Consider the following 13012-nt stretch of genomic DNA (forward strand, 5'->3'; position numbering starts at 1 on the left):
TTTGCGAACCGTTTTAACTCACCCGAGACACCCAAACTGCAGCACCCCGTGGCATGGCGCGCATTATAGGGCGTTTTGAAATACCTGCAAGCGGTTATTTGAGAAAAATGACAGTTTTAATATCGTTAGCCGATTAATTGCACAAAATGCTATAAAAGCAGACAAAATGCGCTACTTTTCACCCGCTCTGATTACTACCGCCGCTTTAAGCCGGCTTTTACCGTAACTAAAGGCTTTGATAAATACACTATGCTCTACCGGAATATATTGCCGCTCAGCAGCAGACAGCCAGGGGATATCTTCAGTGTCGGGATCATTAATGTAGACAAAGTGTTCATCCACTGCACATACCACTACCCAATGCGGCGCTTTGCTTTTATCAAACTGCCAGGTGCTGATAAGCACCAGCAATAAAGCACCATCCTGCAGTAACTGTTTTATCTTGCTGATACCGAGCTCTGAGCGTTGTAGCACTATGCCACTTTGTTCTACTTTTTGCCGGAATGAATCATGCACGCGCTGCAAAATCGCTTTTTTAACTTCACTGCGCACCGTGTCAGTAAATAGCGGGCCTTCTTTATTTAAGAAAACTTCAACTGAAAACCCCCTGTTATGTGCAGCTAAAGCTAAGCCCCTTGGACCACAGCCGCCATGACCTGAGGTCATAAAAATAGTCGTGGCCTCGCGCCAGATATCAATTTCCAAAGCAGTAGGGTCAAACTTGCCCGGTTGAAAATAATTAAACACCATTAATAAGCAAGCCGGCCCACAGGTAAAAGGTGTGGTTTGCACTATATAAGGTACTTGCCGATTTAGCGATCTGTCATTGAATTGAATAGTCTGTTTTTGCATACAGATAGCATCAGAGTGATCTTCGTAAAAGTCATGCTTAACGGCAAACTCATGGTAATTGAGTTTCTGGTATAAGCGAATAGCAGCCATATTGTCGTAACGCACCTCTAAACGCAGCAATACACAACGCCTGGCTGCCGCCGTTTGCTCAGCATGCAACATCAGAAACTCTGCTATGCCCTGCTTACGACAGGCAGGGTCAACCGCCAGAGAATATAAACGTGCCAGGCTGGTGCCTCTGCGATAAATAAGTAAAAAGTACCCTACTACCTGCTCTGACTGCTCAACCAACAACAGGTCGCTGCGCTTTTCCGCGATAAAGCGTTTAAAGCTACGCAAGCTGATGCGGTCAGCAGTAAAACACTTATTCTCTAATGCTACCAAGGTAGCCAAATCAGACAAACTGGCATTTCTGATGGATAACATAGCTGTATCTGCGGGTAACGCCATAACTACACTCATTATTGCCTTTATCTGGTTTTTAACTAAGTTTAGGATAACACCAGCTAAACAAATGAAAAGCCAACAAGAAATTTAACTGTTGTAGTGCAGATTTCTTCGCTGTCTTTTGTTGTCACACCACGACATGCTTTAGCAAAATTACAGGAGTCGCAATGGCCAAACTTATTATCGTAGTCGACAAAGCTCAGGATTGGGCACCTTTTCATCAGTATGATGGCGTAATGACGTTACCGGCCTATTTGAAATGGTCAGCAAAAAATAAACAACGTACCCGGGTGATTAACTTATGCCGCCAGGCGCAGTACCTAGGGAGCGGCTATTACTGTTCATTGCTGGCAGAAGCGCGCGGCCATCACGTAGTACCTTCTGTGCGGGCGTTTAATAAATTTAACCGCCATGAAATAGCCGATATTGCCGAAGAAATTCCCGGCACTATCTTAACCCAGCTCAACAAAGCTTTAGTTGATGAAACCAGCACGCAGCTTATTTTTAATATTTACTTCGGTGAAACTGAGCATAAAGCACTGAAAAAAGTGGCTGGCTACCTGTTTGATGCCTTTTCGGTACCTATACTGCGTGTCGAGTTGCAAAAGAAAGCTACCTGGCAGGTGAAAACACTAAAAATCGGCAGTGTGCATAAACTGAACGAGCAAGAGCAAAGCTTGTTCGGCAATACGTTGGAGCGCTATAGCCACAAGATCTGGCGGGTAGAACCGACTAACCGTAAATATAAGTATGATCTGGCCGTATTAGTTGATCCGAAAGAGAAGTTCCCGCCCTGCACGCCTAAATCGCTGGAACTGTTTAGCAAAGCAGCCAAAAAAGCCGCGATGGATACCGAGCAGATCAGCTCTCGAGATATTCACCGGCTAGCAGAATTTGATGGTTTGTTTATTCGTGAAACAACCGGAGTGAACCATCATACCTTTCATATGGCATTAAAAGCCGAGCGCGAAGGATTGGCGGTAATTGACGACCCTAACTCGATATTGCGCTGTGGCAACAAAGTGTATCTGCAAACCTTATTTGAGCAGCATAAAGTACCGATGCCTGATGGCATTATGCTGTTTAAGCAGGATGAAGATAACTTAGAGCGTGCTGCCGACACTCTCGGTTTGCCCTTAGTGCTGAAGATCCCCGACGGCAGTTTTTCCCGCGGGGTGGTAAAAGTAAAAACCCTGACCGAGTTGCGCTCACAACTTAGTGCGCTGTTTGAGCAAAGCGCGATTATTCTGGCCCAGCGTTATACCTTTACCGAATACGACTGGCGTATTGGTGTGCTGAACGGCATGGCCATTTTTGCCTGTAAGTATTTTATGGCACGTAACCACTGGCAAATTTATAAACATGGTAAAGCAAAGACAGAAAGTGGTGGCTTTAGCACCTGTGCTGTTACTGAAGTGCCATCGCATGTACTTGATGCCGCTATCCGCGCTTGCGCACCTATAGGCGATAGTTTATATGGCGTGGATGTAAAACAAGACGGCGATAAAGTTTACGTAATAGAAGTTAACGATAATCCGAATATTGATGATGGCGTAGAAGATTTGTTTCTGGGAAATAAACTGTACGACATGATTGTTGAGGACTTTATTCGCCGTATAGAACTAAAACGGTGAACTATGGACGCAAAAAAACCGGCCTGGGCCGGTTGATTTGGTGCAGATGGAGAGACTCGAACTCTCACGCCTTGTGGGCACAAACACCTGAAGCTTGCGTGTCTACCAATTCCACCACATCTGCGTTATGTTTCGCGCTCAGCGCTTAACATGGCGTGCAGTATAGCGACTTTATAAAACCAGTCAACTGTGAAAATGCACATTTTGTATCGTTTTATATCGTTCGGACAAATACCAAGCAAGATGCTTAGTATTTCGTCTTTTTCAGTAACCCAATCTCCTCTAAACGCTGCATTAAGTAGTCGTTAGAGTTAATCGGCTCAGGGTAACGATTGGGCCTGTCGGCACTGATGCAGCTATCCAATGTCTTTATCACATAATCCGGGTTCGGATGCATAAAGAACGGAATTGAATAGCGCGGTTCACCTGCCGCAGCACCTGCCGGATTAACCACTCGATGAGTGGTGGATGGCAATACATGGTTGGTCAAACGCTGCAGCATATCGCCAATGTTCACCACTATAGTGCCTTCAATAGTGGTTACCGGTAGCCAGCTGCCATCACGGCGTAAAATTTCCAGCCCGGCTTCATTAGACCCTACCAACAAGGTAATAAGATTAATATCTTCATGCTGGCCGGCGCGAATAGACTGAGTGCTGGTATCTTTAATTGGCGGATAATGTATAGGCCGTAAAATCGAGTTACCGTAATTTACTTTATCGGCAAAGTAACTTTGCTCTTGCTGCAAAAACAATGCCAGCGCTTCCAATACGGTATTACCAAGCTTTTCCAACTCGCTATACAGCGCATAAGTAGCTTGCTTAAAACCGTCTACCTCAGTTGGCCAAACATTAGGATATAAGCTGGGATGCGGTGCAGGGCCATCCAGCTCACGACCCACATGCCAGAACTCTTTTAAATCCGGGTGATTAGAGTCTTTAGCTTTTTCGACGCCAACAGCAGTATAACCGCGAGCCCCGCCCTGACCCGGTTTATGGTATTTCGCTTTAACCTCACTCGGTAAAGCGAAAAATTGCTTAATTGCTGTGTAAGTATTTGCTACCACTTCATCCGGAATACCATGGCCGCTAATGCCGCAGAATCCAAACTCAGTGTAGGCCTTGCCAATTTCGGCAACAAAGTTATCTTTGTCGGTGGCAAACCGTCTTATATCTAACGTTGGAACTTGCTGTGTCATATAAAAGACCTGTTTTTTAGCCTAAGGAAAAAAAGAGCCCTGCAATAGTAGCGCTCATTAAGTTAGCTAATGTTGCCGCAAGTAAGGCTTTTAAACCCAGCTCAGCAATATCAGCACGGCGACTTGGAGCCATTCCGCCCAAACCACCTAATAAAATAGCAATTGAAGAAAAGTTAGCAAAACCACACAGAGCGATAGTTACTATCACCTGAGTATGAGCGCTTAATTGATCTTTCACTTGCACAAAGTCGAGGTATGCGACAAATTCATTAATTACCAGTTTTTGGCCAATAAAACTGCCGGCCATCCGGGCCTCATCCCAGGAGACTCCGAGAATAAAGGCTAACGGTTGAAACACATAACCAAATATCACCTGTAGTGTTAAACCTTCAACGCCAAACCAATTGGCAATGCCACCAATAGCGCCATTAACTAATGCAATCAAACCAACAAAAGCCAGCAGCATAGCACCAACATTTAATGCCAATTGCATACCGCTGGAGGCGCCAGCAGCAGCAGCATCAATTAAGTTGGTATGCTGAGTATCAGCCTGTATCTCGTTCAACTCATTCTTCGGTTGTTCGGTTTCCGGCAAAATGAGTTTTGCCATTAAAAACCCACCCGGTGCAGCCATAAAACTAGCAGCAATCAGGTATTTAAGTTCAATGCCCAAACCGGCATAACCTGCAAGTACAGAGCCAGCAACAGAAGCTAAACCACCTACCATAACGGCAAATAATTCAGAACGGGTCATGGTAGGGATAAAAGGCCGAACTATTAACGGCGCTTCGGTTTGACCAACAAAAATATTTGCCGCCGCCGACATAGACTCCGGCCGGCTGGTGCCCAGCAGTTTTTGCAAACCACCACCAATAATACGGATAATCCAGGTCATAACACCTATATGGTACAGCACTGCAATTAACGATGAGAAAAAGATAATAATCGTCAGCACATGCACTGCGAAAATAAAGCCTTGTGATTTACGGCCGATATCGCCAAACAGAAACTCAATGCCAGAGGTAGCATAACTGATAACATTGGCGACAAAAGCTGAAATGCTGTACAGCACATCCTGGCCAAAAGGCACATACAAGACAAAAGCCCCTATTGCCAACTGAATTGCAAAGGCACCACCCACGGTGCGCCAATTTATCCGGCTGCGGTTGGCAGATGCGGCATACGCCACCAGTAACAGGGCAACAATGCCCACTAATCCCATCATACGTTATTCCCTGATTATTATTATTCAGCCAGCAACTGGCGAATTTTTGCTTTTATTATATCGATAGCAATCTGGTTTTTACCGCCGCGGGTCACCACCAGATCGGCATGCTGTTTGGAAGGCGCGATAAACTCAAAAAAAGCTGGCCTTACGGAGTTTTCATATTGCTCAGTTACCGAGCTTAAACTGCGGCCTCTGTCCTCTAAATCACGTTTTATACGCCTTAACAGGCAGACATCCAGCGGCGTATCCATAAATACCGTAATATCAAACTGCTCTCTTAACTGCTCATCAGTCAGCAGCAAAATCCCTTCAACCAGAATTACTTTCGCCGGTTGCACCGCTATAGTTTCGTCAGTACGGGTGTGTATTTTATAGCTATATTGCGGCATTTGTATGGCTTTACCGGCACGTAGCGCGCGCAAATGCGCAGCCAGTAATTCATGTTCAAAAGCTGCAGGGTGGTCATAATTAGTTAACGTGCGTTGTTCAAACGACAAATGGCTCTGATCGCGATAGTAGGCATCTTCCGATAAAATAGCGATACGCTCACCGCCCAACTCAGCTACCAGTTCCTGGTATACCGTTGATGCAAAAAGGCTTTTACCTGATGCAGAAGCACCGGCAATAGCGATAATAGTATTTTTTCCCACTGGCACGTTCACTTTTGCAGAAATTAGCTGCTGATTATCGCTAATTACGCCTGAATTAGAAATAAAAAAATGCCAGTCGAGTACGACTGGCATTTTTATTTTACTGTTTATTAAACAGATTAGAACTTATAGCTTAAACCTATGCGAACTTCCCATAGAGAAGGTTCAATACGGCGGTTTTCGGCTGTTGGCTGGTTGAAGGTATAAACATACTGGCCATTAGCGTTAACACTGGTGGTCACGGCTGACGTCTGTGAACTACCTTCTTTAACAATACCCCAGTCATCATTCAGGAAATTACCAACGTTCTCCATCACGAAGTAAACGCTACCTTTATGCTCTGCAGTAAAACCTGGGAACTGTTGTTCAACACGAATATCAAACTTATTCCACCAGCTACCACTCAGAGCATTACGTGGCATGATGCTGCCGCGATAACCTTCAAGCCCTTGCTCAGTTATCCAGTTGTTAAAATTAGTTTCATTTTCCGCAGATGCGAAGACAACACTGCTATCGTTTAAAGTTGGAACGTATAACAACTGACGGCTTGCATCGTTAAAACCTAAACCCGAGCTTGAACGGTCAAAGGTATAACCATAAGAATTACTCTTAACTACCTGGCCGAATAAACTGAAACGAGTTTCATAGCTTGCAAAAAACTCATGGGCATAAGATAAGTTCAGTGTAAAACGATGAGGAATTTCATAGTCGGATGTTGATAAAGCTAAGTTTTCAGTATCTGACGCAGAAACATAGTGGTAATTAGAAAATGCCACCGAACTGTTCATCGGATGTACGTCTTTAGAATCAGTATAAGCATATGCTAAAGCGATATCGACGCCATTATCAAAAGACTTAGTGCCTGACAATGAAAAAACCGTAGACCGAGCATCATCTCCCTGCCGGTTCGTCAACAGGAAATCATTATTTGAACCACGTCTAGAAGTATATACAGGACGACCGTCTGGCGCGGTGCCGGTTTGATCTAGCGAGAGGTCCTTGATCAGAGCTGAGTTTTTCTTTCTGCTGTGTAATAGATCTGCAGATACAACATAACCACTGTCAAAGCTGTATGTAGCACCTAAAGCATACTTCCACTCAGAAGGGATTTTGAAATCTGGATCTGTGACGTTAGTCGTAGAATCAGCAGTTCCAGAGCCAACCGCATCATACAATGCTTGAGGTACGTCATACCCCGGACGGCCTTCACCTGTAAGAGCAACAGCATTTGGCCCTAACAGTTGCATGTCACGTTGGTTAATTTGAATATTGCGTATGCCATCATTGGAGTAGCTGTTAGAAATCCATACGTTAGGATTACCACCAGAATATAGACCGACACCACCACGAACTTCAAGTTGTTCAGTGGCAACCCAGTTAATACCTAAACGAGGTTGCAATAGACTTTTGCCATCCAGATTTTGCTGGTTAGAATAACCGTAGCGGTCTTCAAATTTAGCATTATAAGTAGGAACGCTGTCACTGGTATACCAGTCATAACGTAAACCTGCCGTAATAGTTACGTCTGCATTAGGCAAACGATACTTATCCTGAGCGTAAACCGTGTGGATATTATATTTAAATTCACCAGCAGCATCGTTCGGATTATGCGATGAAGCATTACCGTAATAAGCTCTTGCTAAACCATTCCTGAATGCCTCAATACCAGAAAAACGGTATTGACCGACGCTGTTTTGTACGAATAAGTTGAAAACATCTAAGTTTTCATACTCATATCCAAAATACAGTTCATGGTCGTTCAAATAGTAAGTACCAGCCAGTTTGAAAGACAAATTATCGTAATTTAAAATATTGGACTGACGTGAGTCATCAGGGCCTAAATAGATAGTGGTTCCATTTACGCCAAGTACCTGAACTTCACCAAAGCCACTGGCGGCATCGATTGACAGCTGGCGATTACGCAACTCAGAGTAACCAAGGCGAACTTCAGTAGAAAAATCTGGCGTCCAATCTGAATATAAAGACGTAACATAAGCATTTAGCTCAGCTCCGCGCTCGTAGAAGTGATTCGATAGTGACAGGCGATCAGAACCAGCATCAGACTGCGCTATAGCGTAACCATCGTTATAGTTATATAGGAAGTTTGCGCGGTGTAGTTCGTTAATGTTCCAGTCAATCTTCAGCAAAATCTTTTCATCTTCAACCGGCATACTTGGAATTGTAGAACCAGGATCGTAGTTGTAAACATCTTTTGCAATTGAAGTAATTTCATCTATCTGAGCTTGCGTTACACGACCATTTGCTAAAGGTGCATAATCAAATATCTCTGAACCTTCTAACTTTTCATAGGCAAAAAAAGCAAACAACTTATCTTGTACTATCGGGAAGCCAACATTCACACCGTAGCGTTTTTCGTTATAAGAGCCAAGGTTCTGCTTGTCGCCTTCTAACTTGTCGCCTTTCATCGAATCATTAGTGTAGTCAACGAAAACACTACCGCTAACTTCATTAGAACCTGACTTGGTAACAGCATTAATATTACAAGCAGTGAAACCGCCATACTTCACGTCAAATGGCGCAAGCTCGACAGCTACCTGATCTATAGCATCAAATGAAAATGGAATCCGCTCCGTTGGATAACCACTGCTATTCAGACCAAAGTTGTCGTTCATACGAACGCCATCTACCGTTAAGCTGTTAGACCGTGGGCTGCCACCGGCACACTGTATAGAGCTAGCATTCGTTTCATTGATATAAATGCGGGGATCAGCACGAATTACATCTTTAATATCACGGTTCATTGAAGGCGCAACTTCAAGAGCATAGCTATCAAAACGTGCTGATGGACCATTATCACCCGTCAGGCTGGAAATAGCGGTTCCGGCAACCTGAATTCTTTCAATAGTAGATGCTTCTAACTGACGCTGGAGTTGAAAAGTTTCGCCTAATGTAAGGTAAATATCATTAATTACCGTATCAGCATATGCATCAGAGTCGACGATGATCTGATAAGGGCCACCAACTCTCAAACCGGAAGCATTAAAAAATCCACTTTCGTTTACAACTGCCTGCCGGCTTGTGCCTGAAGGTACGTGCAAAATCGTTATTTTCGTACCTGCCGCTGGAGAGCCTTGCGGGCTGCTAATTACACCCCGAATGGCTGATGAGGTATCAGCAAAAGCAACGTTTGCTACGCCCATAGAGAGTGCGACAGCAATAGCTAAATATTTAATCTTCATATCGTTTTTTCACCTGGTAGTTGTAGGTATTTATCTAAATCCATTTGAATACAGATGCTGCTTTCAATTTGAGGAATTATGGTAACTAATTTATATTACATATTTCTTACGCCTAGCCAATTCACGGGAACTTTTAGCTCCTCTTGTTGTCGAGCTCAGTTGACACACAAGTGTAACATGTGAATTGTTTGATGCGAGAAAAACAAGCAAAAAAAGGTCAATAAATCAGCTCCTTTACCTGAAAAAAAAATGCCAGTTTAAGAACTGGCATTTTCAGGTCAATAAATCCGTTTAACCGGTTGAACTATCAGAAGCGATAACTCACACCTAATTTGAGACGCCAGGTTGATTGCTCCGGCTCATATTTATCCCAGTTATCGGTAATTGGGTCTCTGAACGGTTTTTCATAAATATAACGGCCCTCACTGTCTAACCCGCCAAAATCAACTATAGAGTTAGTCGTGTACTCCATACGGCGAACTTCCCCTTTAGAACTATCTATCAGGTTAAGCAAGTTACTAATGGTAAAATAGAATGAACCTTTATGACCTTTCGCAAAACCAGGTAAATCTTGTTGGAATTGGAAATCTAAAGTATTCGTCCAAGGGGTTTCACCCACACCTTTAGGAGCAAAACCACCTGCATACTTACCCAAGCCAACCTGATTTAGGTAGGACATGATTTCATCATATTGCATGCCGTCAGGGCTAATATTTGGGTCATCAACACCTGTTGGTACGTAAACTAAATAAGCACTGCTACTGAAGAACTTTGAGTTATCACCAAAGCCACGGTCTTGGTATAAACCAAAAGTACGGCTGAAATGCGTACCTGAGCGCCTCTGGAAAAACAGATTAAACTTAGAGTCATAACCTTCAAAGAACTGGTGCGTGTAACCTAAAACTAATTTCAGTGAGTGTTGGATTTCATAGTCAGCACGGCCTATTAACGTTTCGTTTCTATCAACAACAACATTATATTGATAGTTTGAATCCGCAGTCGATGAAGTTCCTGGCGTACCTTCATTAATATCTTGGTAGGTGTAAGATGCATAAGCAGTAAATCCACTATCCCAATTTTTGTTGAAGCTAGTCGTGAAAATTAACGCATCGCCGCTACTTTTTTCATTAGTGAGCATTAAATCATAATGATTTTCTTTAGCTGTAGGATCACATGGTTGATAGATATTAACGCCAGCACTTGTTTCCCCGTCCTTACAACGAGACACATCAGTCCAACGGTTGTTATCAACCATCCACTTCTTCATAACCTCAGCAGAAAAGTTAACATCTTCAACTACATTTGGCACAGAGAAAACATAGTCAGCACCTACACGAGCAATCCAATCAGAAGGAATTTTATAGTTAGGATCAATAAAGTTAGTGAAACCATCACCAGGGAACATAGCATCTTGAACGTTTTGCGGCACAGTTAAAGACGTAACATTAGATAAATGCGAGGTACCAGCAACTGCTGCATCATAACTAACCAATGTTGTGCCATCGTTTGAAAATGAGTTGGAGATATAAACATTGGGTTTACCTCCAGAGAAGCGTCCAAAACCAGCACTCAAGGTTAAGTCGTCGGTAGCCGTCCATTTTACGTTAACACGTGGCATTAAAATTGACAGGCCATCCAAATTCTCCTGATTAGAAAAACCGTAACGACCAACAAAAGTATCATTCAATGCTGGCTTATCACTTACGAAGAAACGCTCGTAGCGTAAACCCAAACCAATTTCAATATCATCATTAAAATACCACTGGTCCTGAACATACAGGTTGGCAGACCCGAAAGTAAACTCAGCTGCAGCATCACTTGCAACATTAGTGTAAGCATTATCATATGTAAACTGGCTGGCAGAACCAGCTTCAAAAGCATCGATGTTTTCGAAAGTCCAAACACCTAAAGCTCTGCGAACAAAAGCATTGTAAACATCAAGTGAAGCGTACTCACCACCGAACTTCAAGCTGTGATCACCAACTAAGTAATTGAATTTAACACCAAATTTTAATTCATCAGTATTCAACGCATTGGCATGGCGAGCCTCATCCGGACCAAAGTTCAATAAACTACGGATCACTATTTCGCCGTATTCTTCAGTTTTATTGCCCGAAACAGAATCTACAGATTTAAGATTAATATAAGCTTCACTTGACAGATCAGGAGTCCAGTCAGAGAACAGTGCAGCACGATACATATCCATTTTTTGCGTATAGGTATACCAGTGCGTATCAAGGTTTAATACACCGTTACTACTTGTTGTCTGGTTACGGACTGAACTACCTTCGCTTGAGTTATAAGTAAAAGCCGCACGATGCTCGTGGTTGATATTCCAGTCAAGTTTAACAAGAATACTTTCGTCTTTGATTTCTGGGGAGTTTCCCCATGAACCGATATCATCAATGCCATAACGTGACTGAGCGATCGCTTTGACGCGCGCTAACTCAGCTTCAGTTATCGTTGCTTCGTTTATCGCGCCGCTTCCCTTCGGCCCAGCAGTAACCTGAGCAGGTTCAGTGGTCTTCTCGTAAGCACCGAAAAAGAACAACGTATCTTTAATTAACGGCCCACCTAAAGTTAAACTATATGTGTCACGTTCGAAATCTAAGTCTGACTCGACACCAGTCTTTGGATTTTTTGATTTGCCAGCCCATGAGTCTGACATTTTTTCATATGTCAAAGAGCCGGTAAATTCATTGGTACCTGACTTAGTTACTGCATTAATACGACCGCCACTAAAATTACCTTCAGCAGCATCAAAAGGTGCTACGTCAACAGAGATCTGCTCAATTGCATCAATAGAAATAGGTGAGCGCTGTGTAGGATAGCCGTTGCTATTTAAACCAAAATCATCGTTTACACCAACACCATCGATAGTGGTACTGTTATATTTTGGGTTACTACCCGCAATACTCATTTCAGCATTAGCACCAGGTAGGATGTTTGCATACGGATTCATCCGTGCGACTTCTTTTAAATCGCGGTTAAATGTTGGCGAATTAGCGATATCATCTTCACCAAAATAACTACTACTGCCTGCATTATTACTACCAACAATTCTGGTTCCAGAAACAGACACTCTCTCAATTTGTTCTAGTTGAGCATTTAAACGTAACGTTTCACCAAGTGAAATAAAGATATTTTCGTAGGTTTTAGCGCCTGCGGAGCCAGTAATAGTAATAGTATAGGGACCACCAACTCGCAGACCTGAACTAGAAAATGCACCTGAAGAATTTGTAGTAGCAATAGATCTTGTACCAGATGGCACATGAACAATTTCAACTTTGGTATTTGGTGCAACTTCACCATTCTGTGTAACAATGTTACCGCGAATCGACGATGTAGTTTCCTGCGCCATTGCTATATTAGTAGCACCTAAAGCCAGCGTTACTGCAAGCGCTATACTCTTAACTTTCATATCGTTTTTCTCACCTGATAATTATAGGTATTTATTTAAATCTATTTGAATACAGAATGCTGCTTCAATTTGAGGGACAATAGTAACCAAACCATATTACATTTTTCTTACGCTTAACCATTTTCCGGGAACTTTTTTCCCTCTTCATGGCCTAAGGCGATTTGCCATATAAGTGTAACATAGCAGGTCTGAGTTGCGCACTATGCCGGCCTGAATTGGCTATAAAAAAAGCGACTTAACCAGCGTTTTCATTCATTTACCGGCAGTTACTGGTTTTTATTACTCTGGCACTTTATGCTATTCGCCTGTCTGATTTACTAATCTGTTGCCGATGAAAAAAACTTTATCTTCTGTCTGCTTTAGCACCTTAATCAGCCTTGGA

General features: G+C 43.0%; 7 protein-coding genes and 1 tRNA gene. 1 reads left to right on the forward strand and 7 read right to left on the reverse strand.

Going from position 1 to position 13012, the window contains the following annotated elements; all coding sequences use genetic code 11:
* Nucleotides 1-171 precede the first annotated feature (171 nt).
* A complete protein-coding gene (locus tag MJX74_RS11195; RefSeq protein WP_240222937.1) occupies nucleotides 172-1302 on the reverse strand; it encodes a peptidase C39 family protein in 1131 nt (376 codons plus the stop codon).
* Between the two features lie 164 nt (nucleotides 1303-1466).
* On the opposite strand from MJX74_RS11195, the gene MJX74_RS11200 reads away from it, so the two are divergent.
* Nucleotides 1467-2933 carry a RimK family protein gene (locus MJX74_RS11200; RefSeq protein ID WP_240222938.1) on the forward strand — a complete coding sequence of 489 codons (1467 nt, stop codon included), beginning with the start codon at nucleotides 1467-1469 and terminating at the stop codon, nucleotides 2931-2933.
* A 38-nt stretch (nucleotides 2934-2971) separates the two neighbouring features.
* Here the strand turns inward: MJX74_RS11200 and MJX74_RS11205 are convergent.
* The 6 genes from MJX74_RS11205 to MJX74_RS11230 form a co-directional block, all read right to left on the reverse strand.
* Nucleotides 2972-3057, reverse strand: a tRNA-Leu gene (locus MJX74_RS11205).
* 123 nt (nucleotides 3058-3180) lie between these two features.
* Entirely contained in the window at nucleotides 3181-4131 is a 951-nt protein-coding gene (locus MJX74_RS11210; protein WP_240222940.1) for an isopenicillin N synthase family dioxygenase, read from the reverse strand.
* 16 nt (nucleotides 4132-4147) lie between these two features.
* The gene (locus tag MJX74_RS11215; protein WP_240222941.1) at nucleotides 4148-5356 is read right to left on the reverse strand and encodes a NupC/NupG family nucleoside CNT transporter; all 1209 of its coding nucleotides are present in this window, start codon (nucleotides 5354-5356) and stop codon (nucleotides 4148-4150) included.
* Nucleotides 5357-5376: 20 nt separating this feature from the next.
* Nucleotides 5377-6009, reverse strand: a complete 633-nt coding sequence (gene udk, locus MJX74_RS11220; RefSeq protein ID WP_240222942.1) for a uridine kinase — start codon at nucleotides 6007-6009, stop codon at nucleotides 5377-5379.
* A 119-nt stretch (nucleotides 6010-6128) separates the two neighbouring features.
* Nucleotides 6129-9209 (reverse strand): TonB-dependent receptor, encoded by a 3081-nt coding sequence (locus MJX74_RS11225; protein WP_240222943.1) that lies wholly within the window; start codon nucleotides 9207-9209, stop codon nucleotides 6129-6131.
* Nucleotides 9210-9516: 307 nt separating this feature from the next.
* Nucleotides 9517-12630, reverse strand: a complete 3114-nt coding sequence (locus MJX74_RS11230; RefSeq protein WP_240222944.1) for a TonB-dependent receptor — start codon at nucleotides 12628-12630, stop codon at nucleotides 9517-9519.
* Between the last annotated feature and the right edge of the window lie 382 nt (nucleotides 12631-13012).

Source organism: Rheinheimera hassiensis (assembly GCF_022436675.1).
GTDB lineage: Bacteria > Pseudomonadota > Gammaproteobacteria > Enterobacterales > Alteromonadaceae > Alishewanella > Alishewanella hassiensis.